The organism is Candidatus Poriferisocius sp. (assembly GCF_965214065.1).
In the GTDB taxonomy this organism is placed as follows: Bacteria; Actinomycetota; Acidimicrobiia; order Acidimicrobiales; family Bin134; genus Poriferisocius.
Window position 1 is genome coordinate 303,797 of record NZ_CBDCAT010000028.1, and the last position, 25,004, is coordinate 328,800.

A 25,004-nucleotide genomic window follows, 5' to 3' on the forward strand; every position below is an offset into this window, starting at 1 on the left:
CTATAGGGCTTCTTCGATAACGGTGCCCTTGAAGAAACTGGAGTTGGTGCCGGCCCACAGCGACATCGGATGCTCGAAAGTGAACGCCCGGAAGTCGGCCTCGTCGAGTATGCCGTCGTCCACCAGTTCGTAGGCCTCGGGCAACACCTCGCGCACGTCGGGCACGTCCCAGTGGCCGACGTCGGAGGCGAAGACGCCCTTGACCACCTTTCCTCCAGGGGTCACCGCCCGGTTGAAACCGATGGCGGTCATCGGGTCGTCGGCTTCACAGCCGAAGTAGAAGCGATCCCAAATGGTGAAGATGTCTTCGAGGGTGTTCACCCCGCTGAGGGCGAACTCATCAATGGTGGCGGGGTCTTCGTCAGGCTCGCTCAGCATGTGCAGCGCTTCTTTGAGCTGGTTCCTATGGCTGTTGGCCGCCGGGGTGCCGTAGGCGTCGAACAGCCGGCCCAGCTCGTCCATGTCCACCGCCGAGGGGTCGTAGTGGCTGATGGCGTGGCGGTTGCGCTTCTCCCAGTGGCCGATCACGTCCGACAGCAGGTTCACCCCCCAGGCCACGCCCCCTTCCAGAAAGGCCCAGCGCAGATCGGGAAAGCGATGGGCCACCCCGCCCATGAACACCGCCCGGCAAAGAGCCTCGCCGGCGGCGGCGAAGTTGCCCAGGTGGTTGTACACATAGTTGGTCTCGGAGGTGCGGCTGCCCCAGCCCATCCCCGAGGAGTGGAAAGTGGGCGACACACCCAGCTCGGTGCAGCGCTGCCATAACGGGTCGTAGTCATAGGTGGAGTCCATGCCCAGGGTGTCTTTGCGGCGGGCATGGCGGTGGCTGGTGTTATCCGGGTCTACGGGACGGGGCACCAGACCGGTCAGCATTACTGGGCGCATTCCCAGCTCGCCCACCGCGAAATCGAGTTCGGCGATGGCCTCTTCAGGGGTGAAAACCGGGATGATGGCCACTGGCATGAGGCGGTCGCCATAGGGCTCATAGGCCTGGTGGGAGTAGAGGTTGAACGCCCTGGCCGCTCCCAGTCGGAGATCCTCGTCTTCCAGGCCCATGCAGGTCAGCCCATAGGTGGGATAGAGCACGGCCAGGTCGATGCCGATCTCGTCCAGCCGCTCATACAGCAGCTTGGGCAAGAGAGCGGTGGCCCGGTCGAGGGTGTTGCGGGCGGGCAGCCCCCACCACGCCGAGCGCATCATCCCGGCGGCCCGGCGCTGTTCCAAACTCAGCTCGATGGATTTCCTGGCGCCGTATTCGACGACCTTGAATTTGTCCACCAGACCGGGACCGCCGACGGTGGCCATGATGTCGTGAACCTCAGGTAGGAACTCGATTATGTGGCCGTCGGAGTCGATGATGGGGTGGTCGATGGCGTCGCGGATGCGCCGCACTTCGGCGCTGGGCTCAAAGCTCATGGGCGACACACTACGACCCCAGTGAATTGCCGTGTCAGGCGTACACTTCGGAATCATGCGAGGCATCATCAGCTTCGGGGGTTATGTGCCATACCGGCGCTTGGACCGCTCGGCCATCGCCGCGGTGATGGGCCGGGGTGGCGGGCGGGGCACCCGATCGGTGGCCTCCTACGACGAGGACACCACCACCATGGGCGTGGAGGCGGCCCGGCTGGCTCTGCGGTCGACGGAGGTCGAGCCTTGGGCGCTCTGGTTCGCAACCGCCGACCCCGCCTACCTGGAGAAGACCAACGCCACCGCCATACATGCCGCGCTGAGGTTGGATTCCTCGGTGGGGGCGCTGGACTTCGGCGGCGCGGTGCGCTCTGGCATCGGGGCGCTGCGGACTGCGTTGGAATCGGGCGGGCCAACGCTGGTGGTGGCCGCCGACATCCGGGGTGGGCTGCCCACGGGTGCCGACGAGGCCAACGGCGGCGACGGTGCGGCTGCGTTCTTGGTGGGCGGCGAGGGCGACGGTCCGGTGGTGGCCGAGTTTCTGGGATCGGCGTCGGCCACCGAGGAGTTTGTGGACCGCTGGCGCCAGCCGGGCTCGCCCAGCACCGGCCAGTGGGAGGAGCGCTTTGGAGAAACCCGCTACGGCCCGCTGGCGGCTCAGGCGTGGAAAGAGGCGCTGGGCGCCGCCGGTATCGGCGCCGATGATGTGGATGTGGCGGTGGTGGCCGGTGCCCACGGCCGGGCGGTCAAGCGGGTTTCCGGGCAGCTCGGAGTGACCCGTGTGGCCAATGACTTAGCCGCATCGGTGGGCAACACCGGCACCGCCCATCCCGGTTTGGTACTGGCCAACGAGCTGGAGCAGGCCGAACCGGGCCAGACCGTCGCGGTGGTGATGCTGGCTGACGGGGTGGAGGTGCTCATCTTGCGGACCACCGAGGCGCTGGCCGATCATGCGCCGGCTCTTCGGGTTGCCGATCAGGTCGCCAATGGCGCTGAGCTGAGCTACGCCACGTTCTTGCAGTGGCGGGAGATGATCCAGGTGCAGCCCCCCAACCGGCCCGAGCCCACCCGGCCGTCTTCGTCGGCGGCCGCTAGGGCCCAGGACTGGAAGTACGGCTTTGTGGGCAGCCGGGGCGCAGAGAGCGGGACGCTGCACTTGCCGCCGGCCCGGGTTTCCATCCGACCTGAGGATGAGCTCGATGCCATGGACCCCGCGCCCATGGCCGATGTAGGTGCCACCGTGGTGACCTTCACAGTCGACCGGCTGGCGTACTCGGTGAGCCCGCCGGTGGTGTTCGCTGTGCTGGACTTCGACGGCGGCGGCCGGCTCCCGGTGGAGCTGACCGATGTGGATCCCGAGGCGGTGCGCATCGGCCAGCGGGTGGAAATGACCTTCCGCCGGCTGTACGAGGCCGAGGGCATCATCAACTATTTCTGGAAGGCCCGCCCGGCGCGATAGGAGGCGACAGATGGCCAGCCATGGCATCAAAGACCAGGTGGCGATAATCGGGATGGGTTGCACCCAGTTCCGTGAGCACTGGGACAAAGGAGTCGACGACCTCTTGATTGACGCCGCCACCGCGGCATTCGCCTCCGCTGGGGTGGCCAAGGACGATGTAGACGCCTTCTGGCTGGGCACGGCGTCGAGCGGGATGAGCGGGTTGACGCTGAGCCAGCCGCTGAAGCTGGAGGGCAAGCCTGTGACCCGGGTGGAGAACTTCTGCGCCACCGGTTCCGAGGCGCTGCGCCAAGCGTCCTATGCGGTGGCCAGCGGGGCCTACGACGTGGCCATGGCCATCGGCGTGGAGAAGATCAAGGACTCCGGCTACCAGGGGCTCAACGCCGCCCCCGCGCCCCACGACGGCACCAAGCGGAACCTCACCGCCGCGGCCATGTACAGCCTGGTGCTGCCCGCCTACGCCGCTCGCTATGGGGTAGACGAGGATGAGCTGCGCATGGTGGTGGCCAAGATCGCCGAGAAGAACCACCGCAACGGGGCGCTCAACCCGCTGGCCCAGTTCCGCCGGGAGATGCCCGCTGAGAAGATATGCGAGATGGCTTCGGTGGCCGGGCGGCTGTCGGTGTTCGACTGCTCCGGCGTGGCCGACGGCTCGGCCGCAGCCATCGTGGTGCGGGCCGAAGACGCCCACAAGTACTGCAACGACCCGCTGTACATCAAGGCCCTGTCGTTTGTGTCGGGCACCGGCGGCGGGCTGATCGACCCCGACTACGACTACACCACCTTCCCTGAGTGCGACATGGCCGGAGCCGACGCATACCGCCAAGCCGGCATCGACGACCCCCGCTCAGCGCTGGCCATGGCCGAGGTCCACGACTGCTTCACTCCCACCGAGATGGTCCTCATGGAAGACCTGGGCTTCTGCGAGCGGGGCACCGCCTGGAAAGAGGTGCTGGCCGGCACCTTCGAGCGCAACGGCGACATGCCCATCAACACCGACGGCGGCCTCAAAGCCTTTGGCCACCCGGTGGGGGCCTCCGGCCTGCGGATGCACTACGAGTGCTGGCTCCAGCTCCGAGGCCAAGCCGGCGACGACCGCCAAATCGACTTGTCCACCCGCAACCTCGGCCTAGTCCACAACCTCGGCGGCTATCCCGGCGAAATGGTCTCCTTCGTCTCCATCCTCGGCCCCGAGCCGGGCTAGTCAGCGGGGCCAGACTTGGGGGCAGCGGGGATGGTCGACGGGGTCTCCCTCGGTTACCTCGGCGTGGTGGGGTTTTAGGGGGGTGCCGCGCTTGAAGCGGTAGACGGTGCCGTCGCCGCAGTAGCGAACGGAGATGGCCCGGCGCCATTGGCCGGTGACGTTGGCGTGGGCGCCGTGGAGGGTCATGGCGTGGTGGACGGCCACATCGCCGGGTTCCATGTCGAAGCAGAGCAGGTGCTCGGAATCGTCCCGGTCGTAGTGGGGGACGTCCTCGCCTTCGGTGTCGGGCATGGATAGCTGGCTCACGAACCAGTTGGGCCGGAAATTCCGCTCCCAGCGGTGCGAGCCCTTCACGTAGACGGTGGCCCCGGTGGCCTGGGAGATGGGATCGAGCGGGCACCAAGTAGTACACACTTTTTCGCCCTCTAGCTGGAAATAGGCCATGTCCTGGTGGATTGAGGTGGGCTCTTCGGTGTGGGGCTCTTTGACTAGCACGCTGTCTTCGTAGAACCACAGCTCCCGGCTCCGCATCAGCTCGGCAGCTAGCTGCGGCAGAGGCGATTGGGTGGCGAAACGCTCGAAGTCGGAGTCGTTCCACCAGTGGTCGGTGCCGCCATGGAACTGGCCGCGGGGGGCGCCTGATTTAGCCGCCGCGGGATCGTTGAGCACGGTGCCGCCGCTGGGTGGTACCACCATGGCGCCCATTTCGGTCATGTTGTTCATTTCCTCGGATCCCAAAGCACGGTCTACGGGCTTGGCCATGGAGGCCAGGGTCTCGTCGGACAGCACACCTCGGACTACCACCACCCCATCGCGCCAGAAGGCCTCTATCTCATGGTCGGTCACCAGGCTCATGGCACTAGATCCTTACATTTGCTCTAGCTCAGGGGGCATTCCCAGATGGACCAGGCTCTCGGCGGTGGAGCCTTGTGGGGTCCAGTCGGTGGTGTCCATGGCTTGTGCCATTCCCTGGGCAACCGACTCCATGGTCAGGTCGATCTCCTGGGCGGGGGAGGCGGCGTACACGATTCGGGCGAATTGGCCGCCCCCAACGGTGAACGCCTCCCCGGTCACCGTGCATTGGTCGCCCACCAGATGGGCCACCACCGGGGCCACCTTCTCGGCGCCGAAATGGGTGCGCAGGTGCGACTTGAACGGTGACTCGGGCAGCCCCTCGGTCAGCCGGGAGATGGCCGCAGGCAAGAGCAAGTTGGCGGTGATGTTGTGGGCTTGGCCGAAGATGGCCTCGGTGCGGGTGAAGCCGAAAAGGCCCGACTTGGTGGCCGCATACGAGGCGGTGGGGTTGCCGAAGCAGGCAGGGGAGCCGGTGTTGATGATGCGCCCGTAGCCCCGCTCCACCAAATGTGGCCACACCGCCTTGGCGGTGTTGAGGCATCCCAGCAGGGTCACTCCCACATGGCGGTTCATGTCGGCGGCGTCGATGTCGGGGAAGAACGACGCGCTGGCGAAGCCGGCGTTGTTGATGAGGATGTCCACCCGGCCCCAAGCCTCGATGGCGGCTGACACCATCTCTTGGGCAGTGGCCGGATCGGCGACGTCGCCGTTGTTGGCGATGGCCTCGCCGCCAGCGTCGCGGATCCGCTGGGCGGCCTGCTCGGCGATGTCGGAGTCGATGCCCTGCTCCACCAGGCCCAGCGTGCCGTTGCCGAAATCGTTGAGCACGATCTTGGCTCCGCGTTCGGCCAGGTAGCTGGCGTGAGCGAATCCCAGGCCGATCTTGTCTCCGGCGCCGGTTACCAGGGCCACTCGGTCTTGGAACTCGTTAGACATAACTGATCACGCTCCGTTCAACAGGGGGGCAAGGGTTTCGAGCGCCTCCAGGCTGGGGCGGGTCTTATCCACCGGGTCGAGCGGCTGGATGCACACGTGGGTGGCGCCGGCCTCGTGGTGCTGGCGCACCCGCTCCACCAGATCGTCTTCATTGCCCCAGGCAACCACGGCGTCGACCACCTCGTCGCTGCCGCCGTCGTCCAGTGCGCTCTCCTCAAACCCGCAGCGCATGAGGTTGTTGCGGTAGTTGGGCATGTGCAGCGGTCCGGCCATGGCGGCTCGGGCTCGCTCCCGGGCTCGCTGCGGGTCGGTTTCCAACATCACCTTCTGCTCCGGGCAGATCCAAGCATCGGGGCCCATGATCTCCCGGGACCGACGGGAGTTCTCCGGCGGGGCGAAATAGGGGTGGGCGCCCATGGTTCGCTCGGCGGCCAGCTTCAGCATCAGGGGGCCGAGAGCGGCCAGCACCATGGGGGGCTCGCCGTCGAGCTCCGGTCCCCACCACATTGCGTTGTCCATCTTGTCGAGGTACTCCCGCATCGACGGGATTGGCGCGGGGTAGGGCTTTTGCTGCATCCGCTCCACCGGTGCCTGGTGGGACACCCCGAGGCCGAGCAGGAAGCGGCCTCCCGACTGATCGTGCAGTTCCTTTTGGGCGCAGGATGTGGCCTGAGCCTCGCGCAGATGGATGTTGACCACTCCGGTGGCCAGAACCAGCGTTGAGGTGTGGTTGAGCAGCAGTGAGGCGTGGGCGAACGGATCGCGTCCGAAGGCATCGGGGATCCACAGGGCGCCGTAGCCCAATTCCTCAACCCGCTGGGCGAACTCGATGGCCTCGGCGGTGGAGAAGCTGTCGGTGCGGGTCCAGACTCCGACTCGTCCTATATCCATGCTCATGGCGTCAAGGTAGCGGCCCGCTCGCGCCTGTGAGATGGTCAGGCGACGACCTGGTCGTCGTGTAGGCGGGCGATCTCGGTGGACGACAGGCCGAGCACCTCGGCCAGCACCTCATCGGTGTGCTGGCCCAGTCGGGGGGCGGGGCCGGGGTCGGCAAGGCTCTCGTCGGTGAAGCGGAGGGGGGGACCGGGGGTGAGGTATTGGCCGGTGTCGGGGTGGTCCACTTCGGTGAACAGCGGGTTGGCCGTCGAGCATCGTGGGTCTTCGGCCACCAGATCCAGCATCGACTGATAACGCCCCCAGCACACACCTTGGGCATCTAGCGCAACGGAAGCCTCGGCCAGGCTGTGTCTTGCACACCACTGGGACACCAGCGGGTTGAGGCGGTCGAGGGCCAAGTAGCGATCCCCGTCGACCCGGGTGAAGTCCAGCCCGGTCTCGGCCTCCAGCGCAGCCACCTCGTCGGCGATCCCGCAGGCAGCCACGATCCCTTGCCACTGGCGGGCGCTGACCGCCACAAGTTGGATGCGCTCGCCGTCGGCTAGTTCGAAATCCCGCCCGAAGGCACCGTAGATGTCGTTGCCTATCCGGGGCCGCTGGGTGCCCGAGAGCTGGGCCTCGGCTATATGGCCCAGCATGGAAACCGCAGCCAGGGCCACATCAGACAGGGCCAAGTTCACCAAGCTCCCCTGACCGGTGCGGGTCCGTTGGCGCTCGGCGGCCAGCACGCCCAGCGCAGCAGTCTGTCCGCAGATGATGTCCCAGGCGGGCAGCACGTGGTTGACGGTGCCATCGTTGCCGGTGAGCCAGGGGTATCCCACCGAGCAGTTCACGGTGTAGTCCACCGCGGTGGAGCCGTCGTGATTGCCGGTGATGGCCACCATGATGAGGTCGTCGCGGTGCTGGCGGAGGCTGTCGTACGAGAGCCACCCGACGGCGGGGAAGTTGGTGGTGAAGATGCCGGCGTCGGGGCCGGGAGCGGCGGCTAGCGCGGTTATCAACTCCCGACCCTCGGGGGAGCGGAGATCGACTTGGATCGACCTCTTGCCCTTGTTCAAGCCCTGCCAGTACAGCGACTGGCCGTCAGGGGTGAGCGGCCAGCGGTGGTAATCGATGCCCCCACCGATGGCGTCGAAGCGGATCACGTCGGCGCCGTGTTGGGCCAGGGTCATCCCCCCCGAAGGGCAGGCCACGAAGGCCGAACCCTCTACCACCCGCATTCCTGACAGCACGCCGCTCATGGTTCGCTAGGCCTCAATCGGTCAGCAAGGGCACCACCTCGGTGCCGAAGCGTGCGACCTGGTCCAGGTATTCGGGCAGGTCGCGGGCTCGCAAGAACAAGAACAGCACCGAAATACCCAACCCGAGTGCATAGCGCAGCGATTCTGCGATCTGGTCGGGAGAGCCGCTGAGATGCGGCCACCCAGGCGCAAACAGCCCTTCAGGGGGTTCGCCGACGTGGATGCTCTCGGCTATCCACCCAAAATCCACCTCATCTAGGTCGCGACCCACGGCATCGGCATGGGCGCTCATGTAGTCCAGTTGCTCGGCGATGGCCTCGCGAGGAGTGCCTTGGGGAATCCAGCCGTCTCCCCGCTCCACCACCCTGCGAAGAGCCGGACGACTGCTTCCTCCTATCCAGATGGGAATGGCGCTTTGCGCCGCGGCGGGGCCAACCCCCACATCCTTGAAGTGGTAGAACTCCCCGCTGAACTGGCAGAACCCGCCCGCCGCCTCGATGGCCACCCGCACTGCGTCGATGGCCTCGTTGGTCATGCGGCCCCGGTCGGCAAAGTTCAACCCCAGGGCCTCAAATTCGGCTTCGACGTGGCCGGCGCCCACTCCCATCAACGCTCGCCCTCCGGTGAGGTGGTCGAGGGTGGCGAACGAGTTCGCGGTGGTCAGCGGATGGCGATACGGGAGGATGTATACCTCCGACAGAAGGCGGATGGTGCTGGTGGCCCCTCCCAAATAGCTGAGCGTGGCGATGGGGTCGTACCAGGTGGTGGACATGTGGGCGGCGTAGTCGTTGTCGGGGATGGCGATGTGATCGCACACCCCCACGAAGCCCAGCCCCGCGGATTCGGCGGTTTGGGCCACGGTCACCAGATCGTCAACGGTGGCGTCAGCTTCCCACGGCTGCCGAATCCTCTCATTGAGCGTTTGGATCGGAAGCTGGATCCCGCAGAGCACCTCACCATCGGCAGTTATTCGCGCCATGAGGTCATTGTGCCGGGTTGAGACCGAGGCTGTCGAAGAGGAAGGCCCGCTGGCGCAGCAACAGATTCTCGGCTACCTGTTCTTGGGGGGTCATGTGGGTGACGCCGGGCAGGGGGAGCACTTGATGGGGGCGCCCGGCTTCGAACAGGGCTTGGGAAAGCTGGAGGGTGTGGGCCGCGAACACGTTGTCGTCGGCCAAGCCGCAGATCAGCAGCAGGGGGCGGGTGAGGTTTTCGGCCAGCTCGAGCAGGCTGGTGCGGTTGTAGACCATGGGGTTGCGGTCGGGGTGGCCCAGGTAGCGCTCGGTGTAGTGGGTGTCGTATAGCCGCCAGTCGGTAACCGGCGCCCCGGCGATGGCGGCGTGGAATCGGTCAGGCCGGGCCAGCACCGCCAAAGCGGCCAGGTAGCCACCGAACGACCAGCCCCTAACCGCCACCCGGCCCAAGTCGAAGCGGGGATGGTGCTGGGCCAGCGCATCGAGGGCGTCGATCTGGTCTTCCAGCACCGGATGGGCCAGGTCGCCGGCCACCGCCCGCTCCCAGGCCGGGCCACGGGCCGGTGTGCCCCGGCCGTCGGTGATGACCACGGCGAATCCCTGGTCGGCGAACCACTGCGAAACCAGGAACGGCGACCGGGCCTTGAGCACCCGCTGGGCATGGGGGCCGCCGTATGGGTCCAGCAGCACTGGCAGCGGGTCGCCGCTGGTGTCGGGGTCGTCGGAGGGATACAGCACCGCGGCCCGCAGTTCTCGCTGGCCGACGATGGCGAATTGGGGCGACGGCAAAAGGGGCGGTGTGCCGGCCTCCGAGGCGATGGGGATGCGCCCGTTGGGGGTGACCACTTCCACGCTGGTATCTCGCTCAGCGGTTGCCGCCCGCAGAATCACCATGGTGCCGCCCCCGGCGGCGGCGCTGTGTACACCTGGGTCAGCAGTGAGCCGTTCAAGTTCACCGTCGGCATCGAGCTTCCACAGATGGGTCTCGGTGGGATCTTCGGATGCGGTGAACACCACGGAGCCCTCGTCGGCGGCCACCACGCCGCGCACTTGCAAGTTGTCGGGAGTGGCTGATTTGCCGTCGATGACCAAACATCGGGCTGAGCCCTGGTCTTCTGCGGTCACCAGCCGCTCACCCACCCACGCCGGAGTTCCGGGCACCAGCTCTACCCAGTGCGGGTCGGTTTGTCGGGCCAGCTCTGTCGTCGCACCGGTGAGAGGGTCGACCTCAAGGATCAGCACCGTGCGCTGGTCGCGGCTCTGCACGGCGATGAGTGGGTTCCTCTGAGGGGCCCAGCTAGCCCGGGCAAAATACTCGTAGGCCTCTCGATCCCAGGAAACGGCCACCCGGCTGCCGTCGAGCCCGATGATGGCCAGGGACACCTCGGCGTTGACAGTGCCCGCCGCTGGATAGGCCATGGGCACCGGGGAGGCGGCCGGATCAGCGGGGGAGGCGATATGCCAGACGGGCACCTCGGTGGTGTCCACCCGAGCTACCAGCAAGCTCTGGCCGTCGGGCGCCCACCAGAACCCCCGGCTGCGGCCCATCTCCTCAGCGGCGATGAACTCGGCCGACCCCCAGCTTACGGTGTCGCCCGGCTCCTTGATGACCAGGCGGTCGACACCGTCGGCCGCGGCGTCTGCCACCCGGAGACAAGCACCGGAGACATACGCCACCCGCAGGCCGTCGGGGGAGGGACGAGGATCGAACGCGCCCGGCTCAGTGGGCAGCGAAGCGACCAGGGCGGTGGCGGTGTCGGCCAGAAACACCCGCCCGTCCAAGGTGAAGGCGATCTTCGCCAAGCCGGGGTCGCCGGCGTAGGCCACAATCCCCCCGCCGCTCTCTCGGGCTCGCTCCCGGCGGGCTCGCTCGGCCGGGGGCAGGTTCTCCTCTCCGGGATCGGCCAGCAGCCGTGCGGGGTCCGCCACCACCTGCTCGATGCCGGTAGCAGTGTCTAGCATCCAGAGCCGGTTGACCGGATCGTCGCCCGACATGCTGCGCAGAAAGGCCACCCGGTTGCCGTCGTCGGACACCGAGAAGCTGCGGGGTGCCCCCAGGGTGAAGCACCGGGTGCGGGCGTGCCGGCGAGGAAACGACTCGGTCATAAGGCGTCGAATGAATCTAGGTCGGCAGCCGCCGTCGCGGTGCGCTCAACCAGAGTGAGGGAGGTGGATTTGGGCATCATCACCCCCACTGCGGCGGTGACCAGCATGGCCTCGACGGCGTAGACCGTCTGACGACGATAGGCCAGCCAGGCATCGTCGAGTGTTGGTGCGTCGGAGCCGAGGCGATCTAGGTAATCCACGATCAGATCGCGTTCGGCTCGCCGGCGGGTCTCCGGATCTAGCGACGTGGCCAGCAGGTAGGCCACGTCCCGGGCCCACGGGCCGGCCCGGCAGAGCTGCCAGTCGAACAGTCCAGGACGGCCGTCGGCCGCGGTGAATTGATTGCTGGGGTGGCAGTCGTTGTGGATCAGCGTGGACGGTCCCGCTGACATGACGGCATGGGCGGCCCTGCGGTTGCGGGCATAGCGGGCAATGGGGTTGTGCAGCGCAGAGGGCACGGCCTGTCCGGTACGGCGCAGCCCGAGACGGCAAAGAGAGGGGCTGAGCAGCGCTCCCAGCACGAGCTCCCGATGGGGGTTTCGAGCCAGCCATGGGTGCGACTCAGTGCGCCCCCACCACTGGCGGTGCATGTCGGCCAGCGTGGCCAACAGGGCAGCCGCCTCATCGGAGCTGATGGGGTCGATGGACGACCTCAGGCGAGCACCAGTCGCGGCCAAATCCTCCAGCACCAATATGAAGCTCCCCGGTGTGTGTTGGGCCGCGTAGCACTGGGGGGTGGCTACCGGCACCTGATCCCGCAGCTCGGCATAGAACCCCACTTCTGCCTGGCTCAGCCGGGGAACAGCCACAAACGCCCGAGCCACCGGTGATCGAGACGGTCGTTTGACGAACACCGAAAGGCTGTCGCCATCGGCCAGTCGCAGCCGAACTCGGGTCCTCCGGGTGGTGCCGGATTGGTCGTCCAGGATTTCGATCCCGGCGATCGGGCGCCCGAGCAGCCTGGCGATGCGATTCCTCAGGTCTTCCTCCAGATGGTGCCGCCGGGGGTGTCCTCAATCACGATCCCGTCGTCGGCGAGTTGGTCGCGGATGCGGTCGGCGGTGGCGAAATCTTTGGCCGCCCGGGCCCGTTCCCGCTCAGCCAGGAGCTTCTCCACCATTTCGGTTTGGGCATCGTCGCCGTCGTTGTGGTCCCCGGCCAGTTTCAAGCCCAAAGCACCGGCCAAGTCTCCCACTGTGACGTGAGCAGCCGCGGCCCGATCCGTGTCTCCGGCGTCCAACGCGGCATTGCCCTCTCGGACCAGATCGAACACCACGGCCAGCCCGGCGGGCGTGCCGAAGTCGTCGTCCATTGCTGCGGTGAACCGGGCCACCGCATCGGCATTAGCACCTGCCGTCTGATCCACACCCGCCGCCACCGCTCGGCGGTGCCAGGCTCGGAGCCGGTCCAGCGCTCCGGAGGCGCCGGCCAGGGCGTCGTCGCTCAACTCCATGACCGTGCGGTAGTAGGTTTGCAGCATGAGCAGCCGCAGCACCTGGGGTTCGTAGGCGTCGAGCAAATCGGAAAGGGTGGTGAAGTTGCCCAGCGACTTGGCCATCTTCTCTCCGTTCACGTTGAGCATGGCACCGTGGATCCAGTGGCGGGCGAAGCCCAATTCGGCGCCCTCGGCCTCGGCCACCTCGTTCTGGTGGTGGGGAAAGGCCAGGTCGTCGCCCCCGCCGTGGATGTCGAAGGTCTCGCCCAGCAAGTCGGTGGCCATGGCCACGCACTCGATGTGCCAGCCCGGGCGGCCCGGCCCCCACGGGGAGTCCCACATAGGCTCGCCCGGTTTGGCCGCCTTCCAGAGGGCGAAGTCCAAGGGGTCGGCTTTGTCAGCGTCTACCTCTACACGGGCGCCGGCCCCCTCCCGCAGCTCCTCGGGGGTGCGGGCGATGAGGTCGCCGTAGCGGGCGTGGGCGGCCACCGAGAAGTACACCCCCTTGCCCTCGATGGCGTAAGCCGCGCCCCGGTCCACCAGATCGCCTATGAAGCCGAGCATCTCCTCGACGTACTCGGTGGCGTGGGGCTGGTGGTCGGGCCTGGCGATCCCGAACCGGTCCATCTGCTCGGTGTAGACCTGCTTATAGCGGGCGGCCAGCTCGGGCTCGGTGGTGCCGGTCTCGGCTGCTCGGGCGATGATCTTGTCGTCGATGTCGGTGATGTTGGAGACGAAGCTGACCTCGTAGCCCCGCCACTTCAGGTAGCGGCGGATCATGTCGAAGGTGAGGGCGGTTCGGGCGTGGCCGATATGGGGCACGTCGTAGACGGTTGGCCCGCACACGTACATCGACACCCGACCTTCCACCAGCGGCTCGAACGGCACGACTGCCCGGCGCCGAGTGTCGTAGAACGAGACCACACCCGGAGATTAGTGAGGCCCCTGGTTCGGGCTGCCATCAGATAGACGGAGCCGACGGGCGGCTAGGGGAAGCCAGCAAGGTTACAGTCATCAGTTGATGCAGCAAGCAGCCGTTGATCCGGCGGTGATGCGCCGGGCTTGGCTGGTGCTGGTGGTGGTCAGCCTGGCCAGCTTCCAAACGGCCATGTCGCTGTCGATCATCTTCGTTGTCTATGCCGACCTGAAGGACTCCTTCCCCGATGCCAGCGAGGCCGAGCTGTCGTGGGTCATCAACTCCTTCACCATCGTCGGAGCGGCCACCCTGGTGATTGGCGGGGTGCTGGGGGAGCGGTGGGGGCGGCGGCGGACCCTGATGGCTGGAATCGCGGTGTTCACGCTGGCGTCCGCGGGGGCCGCGCTGGCGCCCACTACCGGCGTGCTCATTGTGGCCCGGGCCCTCCAGGGCATCGGCACGTCGCTCAGCCTGCCCATGGGGGCGGCCATCGTGATCGACGCCTTCCCCTTGTCCCGCCGGGGAACCGGCGTCGGCGCTTGGTCGGCCAACGGCGCGGTGGCCGCGGCCATGGGGCCGTCGGTGGGGGCACTGCTAGTGCATGTGGGCGACTGGCGGTGGGCGTTCTGGCTGAATGTGCCATTCGGGGTGATCGCCCTGGTGTTCATCGGCAAAGTCATCGAGGAGCGCCGCAGCGAGCACACCCCGGAGATGCCCGATCGCCTCGGGGCGCTCATGGTGCTGGCCGGCGTTGGGGCAATGGTGTTCGCCCTGGTGCAAAGCCGGGAGTGGACGTGGGCTGACCCGGTGGTGTTGGGCGCGCTCGTAGCAGGGGCGCTGGTGCTCGGCCTGCTGGGCTGGAGATCGAAGCGCCACCGCTTGCCGGTGATCGATCCCAAGCTGTTCCGATACAAGAGCTTCCGGCTGGGCAACTACGGGATGCTGGTGTTCTCCATCGCCTTTTTCGGACACCAGCTTGTGGGTGTGAACTACCTCACCATCGTCTGGGAGCTCTCGATCCTTGAGGCCGGAATGCTATTGACCCCGGTGTTCGTGTTCACCGGCCTCTTGTCGGCGCTGTCGGGGCGGTGGGCCGATCGCTGGGGACCGGCCAGGTTCGTGGTGGTGGGGAGTCTGATGTGGACCGGGGGGATGGTGTGGCAGTGGGCCACGCTGGGCGGCGAGGAGGACCTGGCATCGTGGGTGCTCAGCGTGACGCTGGCTGGAATCGGGTCGGGCCTGGTGTGGGGATCGCTGTTCGCGGTGATGGTGGCCGACCTGCCCAGCGACTTTCTGGCCCCGGGCTCCAGCTTGGCCCAGACCATGATGCGGGTGGGAAACGCCTTCGGAGTGGCCCTTGCGGTGACCATCATCGGCGCCACTTTGGCAGTCGGCCAGATCGGCAACCTAGGCGCCAGTTACATCATGCTGGCCGCAGGGGGAGTGGTGACCGCGGTGTTGGGATTGCGCTGTGCTCGGACAGCCAACCCGCTCGTTCCAATAGAGTCACGGGCATGAGCATTGCTGTAAAAGGGCTAATCGCCTACTCGCACGTGAACATCTGCGTGACCGACGTGGAGGCCGCTGATGCCTTCTATGTCGAAAAGCTGGGCCTAGAGAAGCTCCCTCGGCCCGATTTCGGCGGGTTCGAGGGGTCGTGGCTGCGGATGGGCCCTGCCCAGCTTCACCTCAGCAAAGTAGACAAGATGCCCGACGCCGCAGGGGCAATGTCCCACTTCGCCCTCTACATTCCTGCCGAGGAGTTCGACTCCACCATGGCCGAGTTGGCCGGGAGGGGTGTCGAATTCGCCATCGACCCGAATGAGCGGGAGGACTTCGGCGTGGCGGTGCGGTCGGCGTTCGCCCGTGATCCCGACGGAAACCTCATCGAGTTCACCGACGTCGCCTTGTTCGAGTGATGCGCGTATCGAGGCCAGTGCAGAGCCATGTCTGAGCAGGACCGGGAGAGCATGTCGTCTGAACGGCGTCTGGAAGAGCGTGTCGCCTGAGCAGAATCTAGAAGAGCGCGTCCTGGGCATATGGGCGACCCGTCGGGCCCAGCTTCTCTACCGGGTTGTGCGGGTATTGATCCGGGTAGTGGGGCGCCTTTATCTGCGCACGAGAATGGTCGGCGCCGAGCGGCTGAGAATCGAAGGGGCGTTCATCATCGCCCCCGTTCACCGCTCCAACCTCGACGGCCCTCTGGTGAACTCGCAATGTCCTAGAACGGTGCGTTCGCTGGCCAAGAAAGAGATGTTCAAGGGAAGGGCCGGCACCTGGGTAAGCGCCATGCTCGGATCGTTCCCCGTACACCGGGGGGCGGGAGACCGCCGGACCCTGCAAGCGGCCGTCAGGCTCTTGCACCGGGGCGAGCCGTTGCTGGTGTTCCCTGAAGGCACTCGCCATTCGGGTCGCCAAGTGGGGGAGATATTCGGAGGCGCCGTTTATCTGGCTGCCAGAACGGGGGTGCCGATCCTCCCGGTGGGAATCGCCGGGACTGAAGATGCCATGCCCCCGAAGGCCAAATTCCCCCGACGGGTGCCGGTGTCCATCGTGGTGGGTGAACCGCTCCTTCCTCCTGACACCGAGAGTGGACGGCTGTCGCCCCGGCAGCGCCGCGAATTCACCAACCGCCTGAGGGAGGCCATGCAGTCGGCCATGGACGAAGCAGTCGCGGCGACATCGACTCGCCGCGGCCGCCTTGAGTAATATTTCTGCCGTGCCGCTAGTCGTCCCCCCCCCCCCCAACTAAGGGCGAACTGTCTCTGCTCCCTGTTAGATTGACACTTCTGCCATGCCGATAGTCCCTCGGCCTATTCGGACAGCAGCAGCTATCGCTTTGTCTTTGGCGATGCTAGGCACCGGGGCTGCTGGCGTTGCCGCAGAGGACTCGGGCGACGGATCTTCACCTCCTACCAGCGGGCAAGAACAGGATGTCACCGATGGTCTGCTCCCTGATTCGCTTGGGCCGGGCGCCCAGCCTCCTCCGACATTCTCAGCGTCGGATGTGGCGTATCCCAATCTCGGCTCGGAACTCAGCGCGTTGGCGGTGGCCAGTGCAGCGGCCTCGCCGCCGTCGCTGTCCGACGGAACAAATTCCACCTTGGGCGGCGAGCCTCTGCTGTTGACGATGCAGTTCGACGGCAACCGAAACGGTGTGCTCGGGTTCCTTGCCGACAACGGCGTGACGCCAGCGAACGTGGTGGGCGACTACGTCGAGGCGTACGTGCCCCCTGATTTGCTCGGCCCGCTTGCGCAGCAGACCGGTGTGGCCCGCGTGCGCGCGATGCCGCAGCCGTTCAAGGACCTCGGCTCGGTTACTAGCGGGGGTGTCCGCGCCCATGGGGCCGATGTCTGGCACGACAACGGGTACACCGGTGACGGGGTGAAGGTGGGCGTCATCGACACGTCCACCACGACTACCTCCAAGGACGGCTTCACCGGGCTGCGCGCTCTTCGAGGCACCGAGCTGCCGGCGACGGTGGTGGGCCGTTGCTACATCGATGCGGGCAAGCCCACCAGCGACCTGGCGAATTGCGACACGGCGGGAGGCGATCAGCATGGCACCGCTGTCGCGGAGTCGCTGATGGACGTCGCCCCCGACGCGGCGCTGTACATCTCCAACCCGCTCACGTGGGCCGACCTGCACAGCGCGGTGGTGTGGATGCACGGCCAGGGGGTGAAGATCATCAATTTCTCGGTGAGCTGGTCGTTCCACGGCGCGCCCGACGGCACCTCTCCGGTCAGCCCGAGCCCGCTGAACACGGCCAAATGGGCGGTCGACAACGGGATGACCTGGGTCAACTCCGCCGGGAACTATGGAAAGCGGGCGTGGTTCGGCTCGTTCGCCGACTCCGACAACGACGGCTATCACGAGTGGGCCGGCAGCGGCGCCACCGCGGATGAAGCGCAAGTGCTCGAGCTCGACGCCTCCGATTCGCTGTTTGTGAACATGCGGTGGGACGGCACCTGGGGCGGTGCCACCAAGGATCTCGATTTGGAAGTGAGGTATTCGGCCACCCTGAGCGGGGCGCAGACCGTCGTCGGCACCAGCGCTGACGTTCAGAAGGGCGGTGCCGCCGATTACCCGTGGGAGGGCATAAGCCTGACAGCGGCCAACAGCGGCTTCTACTGGGTCTACGCAAAGAAGAAGACAGCCAGCGCGGCGCCGACGTGGGTGCAGTTCATGGTCTTCGGCCAAATCAGCGAGATCGATCACTACACGCCCGAAGGCGGCAGCGTGACCAGCCCCGGCGATAGCTCAAGCCCGGGGGTGCTGGCCGTCGGCGCGGGCGGCGACACGCATTATTGGGTTCCGCGGGCCTATAGCAGCCGAGGGCCTACCCCCGACGGGCGCACGAAGCCCGACGTCGCCGGCCTCGACTGTGAGCCGACATCGTTGGGGAAGTTCTGCGGAACGAGTCAGGCGGCACCGCATGTCGCGGGTCTCGCTGCGCTGGTGGTCGAACGCAACCCTTCGTTCACGCCCTCGCAGGTTGCCGATTATCTGAGAACCAACGCAGACGAACGCCATGGCTTGTACCCCAGCGGATGGGGACACGGCTTCGCGTGGCTGAATTCGGGAGATTTCGCCAAGGAGGACGACGGCTGCTGGACTCCGCTGTCAGGCAGCGGGAACTTCACAGCGATCTGGTCCGGTCCTGGCCCCGAACAGCTGTCGCTGGGTGCCAGCGCAGCGCAAGCCTGCAAGTCCCAAGGCCGCGCCGGCTCCTACGCGCGCTACTTCGGTTTCACCTTGGGTCAGCAGATCGCTGTGACGATTGACCTGAGTTCGCGCCAGGACAGCTACCTGCTCCTGCGAAGCGGCCGGAACTCGAGAACTGCGGAGACTGTGCTGTATCGGGACGACAGTGGTGGGCTAGGGAGTTCGGACTCGCGCATCGTCGCAACTCTGCCCGCGGGCGACTACACGATCGAGGCCACCACCGATACGGGTCCGCCGGCCACCGGCCTGTTCACCCTTGGTGTTCAAGGCGTGCCGTCGCAGTCGTGGACCCAGTCAACGACACGGATCAGTATCGAAGCTGATGGCGACGTGACCGAGGGCGGCGACGCGGTGTTCACGCTGTCGGCGTCGCCGCCGCCATCGAGTCCGTTGACGGTGGATGTCGCGGTGTCCTCAGACGGCGACTTCGGCATCACCGCAGACCAGGTGACGACGTCGTACAGTGGCCACGAGTCGGCCACGTCGCAGGTGACGATTTCGACATCGGGCACCGGCACCTTGACGATGCCGACGGACGATGACAAGGCAGATGAAGCCGACGGCTCGGTGACGGCGACGGTCATGGCAGCGTTCGATCCTGCCCGTCGTTACGCGGTGTCGACCACGTCCGGTTCTGCAACGGTGGCGATCGCCGATGACGAGCCACCCGACTTGACGTGTGTAACGGCGCTGACGGGCGATGGAGACGTCTCAGGGGAATGGGTGGCATCGTGCGCGTCCGTTGAGAACGAGGGGTTGGCGCAGTTCTATGGATTCACGCTGGGCCGGCAAAGCGAGGTGACCCTCGATCTGACCTCGCCGTCCCTGGGCTATAGGGGAATTGGCAGCAATTACCCGGATCTGAGAGTGCGAAACGGCAGGAACTCGAAGTTCGGATCTGTTGCGGCGTCGGGTTGGGGATCTAGGTCACCGCTCATCAAGACAACGCTGCCGGCAGGCGACTACATGATTGAGGCGACTTCCTGGCAGCCGGTGACGCCGGGCACCTCGTTCGTCTTGACCGTCTCAGGGATCGGCGGCGACTCGTCCGATCCTTGCGTATCGCCATTGCCAGGCAATGGCAGCGTCGATGGGGCGTGGACGGGTTCGTGCGATTCTGAGGGCCGGTCCGCCAGTTACGGCCGCTTCTATACCTTCTCTCTGGACAGCCAGGCTGCGGTGACGATCGATCTTGAGTCGTCCGAAGACACGTATCTGTTCCTGCGCAGCGGGTTGGGCAGAGACGGCCAGGAGTTGTATCGGAACGACGACGGCGGTGACGGGTACAACTCGCGGATCTCTGAGACGTTGGCTGCGGGTGATTACACGATCGAAGCGACCACGTTCAACCACGGGTTGTCCGGCACGTTCGTATTGACGGTGGCCGGCCTGCCCACGAAGACATCTCCCCAGTCCGAACCCGAGATCAGCATTGCTGGTGGTGGCGGTGTGACTGAGGGTGCTGCTGCGAGTTTCACGGTGACCGCGGCGCCGGCGCCTGGGGCTGATCTGGACGTGGCGGTCAGTGTGTCGCAGAGCGGCGATTTCGGTGTGACGGCCGGGTCGAGGACAGTGACGATTTCGGCAAGCGGTTCGGAGACGTTTGCTGTCGCGACGGCGGACGATTCGGCTGATGAGGCGGACGGTTCGGTGACTGCGACGGTGGGCAGCGGGACGGGCTACACGGTGTCGTCGGGCAGCGGGAGCGCCACGGTGGCTGTGGCCGACAATGATGTCCCGGAGATCAGCATTGCTGGTGGGGGCGGTGTGACTGAGGGTGCTGCTGCGAGTTTCACGGTGACCGCGGCGCCGTCGCCTGCGGCTGGTCTGGATGTGACGGTCAGTGTGTCGCAGAGCGGTGACTACGGCGCGACGACGGGTTCGAGGACAGTGACGATTCCGGCGTCTGGTTCGGAGACGTTTACTGTCGCGACGGCGGACGATTCGGCTGATGAGGCGGACGGTTCGGTGACCGCGACGGTGGGCAGCGGATCGGGTTACACGGTGTCGTCCACGCAGGGCGCGGCAACGGTGGCGGTGTCTGATGATGATGATCCGTTGCCGGTCGTCAGCATTGTCGGTGGTTCGGCGGTGACCGAGGGTGGGAATGCGTCGTTCACGCTCACGGCCAGTCCTGCGCCGGCTGCGCCGCTGACGGTCAACGTGACGGTCTCCCAGAGCGGCGATTTCTATGTTGGCATCGGTCCGGCGATTGTTCAGATCGCGACGTCGGGCACCCACTCCCTGAGGCTGGGCACGAGTGACGACAGTATCGACGAGGCTGACGGGTCGGTGACGGTGTCGCTGTCCGCTGGGACGGGCTACACGGTGTCGTCCACGCAGGGTGCGGCGTCTGTGGCTGTGTCTGATGATGATGTGCCCGAGATCAGCATCGCTGCGGGTAGCGGCGTCTCCGAGGGGACGGCTGCGAGTTTCACGTTGACTGCGTCGCCGAAGCCGGCGGCTGGTCTGGATGTGACGGTCGCTGTCGCCCAGAGCGGTGATTTCGGTGCGGCGACGGGTTCGCGGACGGTGACGGTCCCGGCGTCGGGCAGTTTCACTCTGACTGTCGCCACTACCGGTGACAGCACCGACGAGGCCGACGGGTCGGTCACTGCGACGGTGAGCACGGGCACGGGTTACACGGTGTCGTCCTCGGCTGGTTCGGCGTCGGTGGCGGTGTCTGATGATGACGATCCGGCCGAGTGCGCGCCGCAGTTGCCTGACGACGCGGTCACAGTTGATGAGGTGACTGGTTGGCGGGATGGGTTGTCTGCTGCTGCGGCTGCGGGGGTTAAGCGGTTCAATCGTGTGCTTGCTGCGCTTGGTGTTGATACTGGTGATACGCCGATGACGGCTGAGCAGGCCCAGGGTGTGGCTGATTGGCTGGGGAACTCGCGTTGGGATCGCATTTCGCGCACTTTGGCGGCGGTGGAGCAGGCTCAGTGCGACGACGACGCCGAGCAGGATGATCCGGAGATCAGCATTGCTGGGGGTGCTGGTGTGGTTGAGGGGGTCGCTGCGAGCTTCACGTTGACTGCGTCGCCGAAGCCTGCGGTTGATCTGGATGTGACGGTGACTGTTGCGCAGAGCGGCGATTTTGGTGTGTCGGCTGGTTCGAGGGCGGTTACGATTCCGGCGTCTGGTTCCAAGGCGTTCACTGTGGCGACGGTGGATGATTTGGCTGATGAGGCGGACGGTTCGGTGACGGTGTCGGTGGGCAGCGGGACGGGCTATGCGGTGTCGTCTGCGCAGGGCGCGGCGTCTGTGGCGGTGTCTGATGATGATGTGCCTGAGATCAGCATTGCGGCTGGCAGCGGTGTGGTTGAGGGGTCTGCTGCGAGTTTCACGTTGACTGCGTCGCCGAAGCCTGCGGTTGGTCTGGATGTGGCGGTCGCTGTGTCGCAGAGCGGCGATTTCGGTGTGGCGACCGGTTCGCGGACGGTGGCGGTCACGGCGTCGGGCAGCGCGACGTTCACGGTCGCGACCAGCGGCGACAGTGATGACGAGGCGGATGGTTCGGTGACGGTGTCGGTGGGCACCGGGACGGGCTATACGGTGTCGTCGTCGGCGGGTTCGACGTCGGTGGCGGTGTCTGATGATGATGCGCCGCTTGTGGTTGCTGATGTGTGTGTGTCGGCGTTGGAGGGTGATGGGAGCGTCGCGGGGCAATGGACGGACGCGTGCGATTCGGAGGGCCGCGAGGGCCGGTATGCCCGGTTCTTTACTTTCTCTTTGGCGCAGCGGGCCACAGTGACGATCGATCTGGAGTCGTCTGTTGATACGTATCTGTTCTTGCGCAGCGGGCTTGGCCGCGACGGTGGGGAGCTGTCTCGCAACGATGATGGCGGCGACGGCTACAACTCGCGGATCTCGGAGTCGTTGGCTGCGGGGGATTACACGGTTGAGGCGACGACGTTCAGTCGGTCGACTACGGGCGCTTTCACGCTGAGCGTTGACGGCTTGACCGCTCAGCAGCCGCCCGCTGTGCTGCCGGAGATCAGCATTGCCGCGGGTAGCGGTGTCACAGAGGGCGGCGCTGCGTCGTTCACGCTCACTGCGTCTCCGGCGCCGACTTCTGCTTTGGCGGTGGATGTGACGGTGTCGCAGTCAGGCGATTTCGGTGTGACGGCAGGGGAGCGGACTGTGACGGTCCCCACCAGTGGCAGCTACACGCTGACTGTCGCCACCGCCGGTGACAGCGCCGACGAGGCCGACGGGTCGGTGACGGTGTCGGTGAGCAGTGGCACGGGCTACACGGTGTCGTCGAGCAACAGCAGCGCCACGGTCGCGGTGTCTGACGATGACGACCCGCCCCCGCCGCCTCCGGATCCGGAGATCAGCGTTGCTGCGGGCAGCGACGTCACCGAGGGCGGCGCTGCGTCGTTCACGCTCACTGCGTCTCCGGCGCCGACTTCTGCTTTGGCGGTGGATGTGACGGTGTCGCAGTCAGGCGATTTCGGTGTGACGGCAGGGGCGCGGACCGTGACGATCCCGACCAGCGGCAGCTACATCCTGACCGTCGCCACCACCGGTGACAGCACCGACGAGGCTGATGGGTCGGTAACAGTGTCGGTGAGCAGTGGCACGGGCTACACCGTCTCGTCGGGCAACAGCAGCGCCACGGTGGCGGTGTCTGATGACGACGACCCGCCTCCACCTCCGCCGCCTCCGCCTGCGGATTGTGTTTCTGAAGAGACGCTGGGGTTGGCGCGGGACTATTACGAGCTGAACCGTGATCGCGCGCCTGGTTATGGCCGTAACTGGCTTCGGGTGCTGGTCGCGTTCGGCGACGTCGTCGATGATCAGGTGACTGCGTTCACTGCGGCTGAGGCCCTCGAGCGAGAGCAGCTCTGGTTCGGGTGGAGGCCGTTCCGCGAGGCGCTGGAGTGCATCGAGGCAGCCCAGCAGCCCGCGAGCCCGCAGATCAGCGTCGCTGCGGGCAGCGGTGTGACCGAGGGCTCGGCGGCGTCGTTCACGCTCACCGCGTCTCCGGCGCCGGCTGCTGCTTTGACGGTCGATGTGACGGTGTCGCAGTCAGGCGATTTCGGTGTGTCGACCGGAGCGCGGACCGTGACGATTTCCACCGCGGGCATCTTCGCGCTGTCGGTTGACACCACTGGTGACAGCGCCGACGAGGCCGACGGGTCGGTGACCGTCACGATCGACACCGGCACCGGCTACACGGTGTCGTCCTCGGCCGGTTCGGCGACGGTCGCGGTCTCAGACGACGACGACCCCGCACCTCCGCCCCCCCCTCCGCCGCCGGCTGAACCGGAGATCAGCATCGCGGCGGGCAGCGATGTCGCTGAGGGGACTGCTGCGACGTTCACGCTCACGGCCAGTCCTGCGCCGACGACAGCCCTGTCGGTCAGCGTCACCGTGTCGCAGAGCGGCAGCTTCGGCGTGTCCACCGGGGCGCGCACGGTGACCATCCCGACCGGTGGGAGCTACACGCTGACCGTCGCCACTGCCGATGACAGCACCGACGAGGCCGACGGGTCGGTGACCGCCACGGTCGGCAGCGGCACGGGCTACACCGTCTCGTCGAGCGACAGCAGCGCCACGGTCGCTGTGGCCGACGATGACGTGCCCGAGATCAGCATCGCCGCGGGCAGCGGCGTCACTGAGGGTTCGGCTGCGACGTTCACCGTCACGGCCAGCCCTGTGCCCGCGGCGAGTCTCGATGTCAGCGTGACCGTGTCCCAGAGCGGCGACTTCGCCAGCATCGGCGAGCGGACGGTCACGATTCCGACGACGGGCAGCGCCACGTTCACCGTCGCCACCACCAACGACACAACCGACGAGGCCGACGGCTCGGTCACCGCGACATTGGCCAGCGGCACCGGCTACACGGTGTCGTCTTCGGCCGGGGCGGCGACGGTGGCGGTGTCCGATGACGACGACCCGGCTCCGCCGCCTGCGGGGCCGCCGACGGTGACCGTCGGCGACGCCACCGCCGTTGAGGGCGCGCAGGATCTTGCCTTCGTGGTGACTCTGTCGAAACCCAATCCCGTCCCGATCACGTTCCGCTACGGTGGATACGGCCGCACCGCGACGCTGTGGCAGGACTGGAGCATCGACTTCAGGAGGACGTTCACGCTCGACGCAGGCGACACCAGCATCGAGATAACCGTTCCGGTCATCGACGACGACACCCCAGAGGACACCGAAACGCTGCGCGTGTACGTCTACGCCACCAGCGGGATCGTCATCCGCGACGGCTTCCTCTACGCCACCGGCACCATCACCGACGACGACTGACCGCGCATCAGCGGGCCCTTGGTCGCTCGCCGCGGCTAGGGTTGGGTTGGGCGGGGCTGAAGGGCCGTTTGCAGCGACTCCACAGACTCGTCGAAGTCAATCGATGAGGAGAGCGGGGTTCTTCTATGCGGTGGGCGGGGCGTGTTGGGTTGCTGGTTTGCATGGTGTGCGTCGCGGCTTTGCTAGCTCCGGTTGGGGCCGGTGCTCAGGGCGGCACGGACACGCAGAAGAAGGGGCCGTGCGATGACGGCTGGGTTGCGCCTACCCCTGCGGATGTAGCGGTCACTTCGGTACCGATCACGGTGTCTTCGACCGAAGACGATTATTTCGTGCTGTATGTGAAGCATGACCGCGGGTCAGACAAGGTGCTGGACGTTCCGGTGTTGGTCAAGCGGGGAGAATCTGGGACTACCTCGCTGTCGGACAGTCTGTCTCCGCTTGGCGCGGACAAGTATCGGGTGGAGAAGTATCTCATCGCGAACCCTGCCGATGTGGACGGCGACTGTGTCGACGACATCACCGAACTCGACGATTTCGGCTACCGGAATCCGACGAACCCTGCCCTGCCCGTCGCCGCGCAA

General features: G+C 66.3%; 15 protein-coding genes. 6 read left to right on the forward strand and 9 right to left on the reverse strand.

Features of this window, described 5'->3' with window-relative positions; genetic code table 11:
- Positions 1-1,416 (reverse strand): amidohydrolase family protein, encoded by a 1,416-nt coding sequence (locus ACOOGG_RS12810; protein ID WP_420435628.1) that lies wholly within the window; start codon positions 1,414-1,416, stop codon positions 1-3.
- 55 nt (positions 1,417-1,471) lie between these two features.
- On the opposite strand from ACOOGG_RS12810, the gene ACOOGG_RS12815 reads away from it, so the two are divergent.
- Both ACOOGG_RS12815 and ACOOGG_RS12820 read left to right on the forward strand, forming a co-directional pair.
- Positions 1,472-2,869 carry an OB-fold domain-containing protein gene (locus ACOOGG_RS12815; RefSeq protein WP_420435630.1) on the forward strand — a complete coding sequence of 466 codons (1,398 nt, stop codon included), beginning with the start codon at positions 1,472-1,474 and terminating at the stop codon, positions 2,867-2,869.
- A 10-nt stretch (positions 2,870-2,879) separates the two neighbouring features.
- Entirely contained in the window at positions 2,880-4,073 is a 1,194-nt protein-coding gene (locus ACOOGG_RS12820) for an acetyl-CoA acetyltransferase (protein WP_420435632.1), read from the forward strand.
- On the opposite strand, the gene ACOOGG_RS12825 is transcribed toward ACOOGG_RS12820, so the two are convergent.
- From ACOOGG_RS12825 to cysS, 8 genes are read right to left on the reverse strand one after another with little or no spacing between them, the layout of a single operon-like run.
- Positions 4,074-4,928: a phytanoyl-CoA dioxygenase family protein gene (locus tag ACOOGG_RS12825; RefSeq protein ID WP_420435634.1), complete on the reverse strand. Its 855-nt coding sequence runs from the start codon at positions 4,926-4,928 to the stop codon at positions 4,074-4,076. It lies immediately after the preceding gene.
- A gap of 12 nt (positions 4,929-4,940) precedes the next feature.
- Positions 4,941-5,864: an SDR family NAD(P)-dependent oxidoreductase gene (locus ACOOGG_RS12830; RefSeq protein WP_420435636.1), complete on the reverse strand. Its 924-nt coding sequence runs from the start codon at positions 5,862-5,864 to the stop codon at positions 4,941-4,943.
- 6 nt (positions 5,865-5,870) lie between these two features.
- Positions 5,871-6,761 carry a TIGR03620 family F420-dependent LLM class oxidoreductase gene (locus ACOOGG_RS12835; RefSeq protein ID WP_420435638.1) on the reverse strand — a complete coding sequence of 297 codons (891 nt, stop codon included), beginning with the start codon at positions 6,759-6,761 and terminating at the stop codon, positions 5,871-5,873.
- Between the two features lie 38 nt (positions 6,762-6,799).
- On the reverse strand, positions 6,800-8,002 hold the full coding sequence (locus tag ACOOGG_RS12840; protein WP_420435640.1) for a CoA transferase: 1,203 nt from the start codon (positions 8,000-8,002) through the stop codon (positions 6,800-6,802).
- Positions 8,003-8,015: 13 nt separating this feature from the next.
- A complete protein-coding gene (locus ACOOGG_RS12845; protein ID WP_420435642.1) occupies positions 8,016-8,981 on the reverse strand; it encodes a TIGR03619 family F420-dependent LLM class oxidoreductase in 966 nt (321 codons plus the stop codon).
- 4 nt (positions 8,982-8,985) lie between these two features.
- Complete coding sequence (locus tag ACOOGG_RS12850) at positions 8,986-11,082, reverse strand: prolyl oligopeptidase family serine peptidase (protein ID WP_420435644.1); 2,097 nt, start codon at positions 11,080-11,082, stop codon at positions 8,986-8,988.
- Complete coding sequence (locus tag ACOOGG_RS12855; RefSeq protein ID WP_420437605.1) at positions 11,079-12,074, reverse strand: phosphotransferase; 996 nt, start codon at positions 12,072-12,074, stop codon at positions 11,079-11,081. Before ACOOGG_RS12855 ends, ACOOGG_RS12850 begins: the two co-directional genes overlap by 4 nt.
- A complete protein-coding gene (cysS, locus tag ACOOGG_RS12860; protein ID WP_420435646.1) occupies positions 12,059-13,441 on the reverse strand; it encodes a cysteine--tRNA ligase in 1,383 nt (460 codons plus the stop codon). Before cysS ends, ACOOGG_RS12855 begins: the two co-directional genes overlap by 16 nt.
- Positions 13,442-13,538: 97 nt before the next feature.
- Here cysS and ACOOGG_RS12865 point away from each other — a divergent pair, with 97 nt between their 5' ends.
- The 4 genes from ACOOGG_RS12865 to ACOOGG_RS12880 all read left to right on the forward strand — a co-directional run bounded on the left by ACOOGG_RS12865 (position 13,539) and on the right by ACOOGG_RS12880 (position 24,423).
- Positions 13,539-14,951 carry an MFS transporter gene (locus tag ACOOGG_RS12865; protein WP_420435648.1) on the forward strand — a complete coding sequence of 471 codons (1,413 nt, stop codon included), beginning with the start codon at positions 13,539-13,541 and terminating at the stop codon, positions 14,949-14,951.
- Positions 14,948-15,352, forward strand: a complete 405-nt coding sequence (locus tag ACOOGG_RS12870) for a VOC family protein (RefSeq protein WP_420435650.1) — start codon at positions 14,948-14,950, stop codon at positions 15,350-15,352. Before ACOOGG_RS12865 ends, ACOOGG_RS12870 begins: the two co-directional genes overlap by 4 nt.
- Positions 15,353-15,431: 79 nt before the next feature.
- Positions 15,432-16,142 carry a lysophospholipid acyltransferase family protein gene (locus tag ACOOGG_RS12875; RefSeq protein WP_420435652.1) on the forward strand — a complete coding sequence of 237 codons (711 nt, stop codon included), beginning with the start codon at positions 15,432-15,434 and terminating at the stop codon, positions 16,140-16,142.
- 85 nt (positions 16,143-16,227) lie between these two features.
- Positions 16,228-24,423, forward strand: coding sequence for a hypothetical protein (locus ACOOGG_RS12880; RefSeq protein WP_420435654.1), 8,196 nt, complete (start codon positions 16,228-16,230; stop codon positions 24,421-24,423).
- Positions 24,424-25,004: the final 581 nt, after the last annotated feature.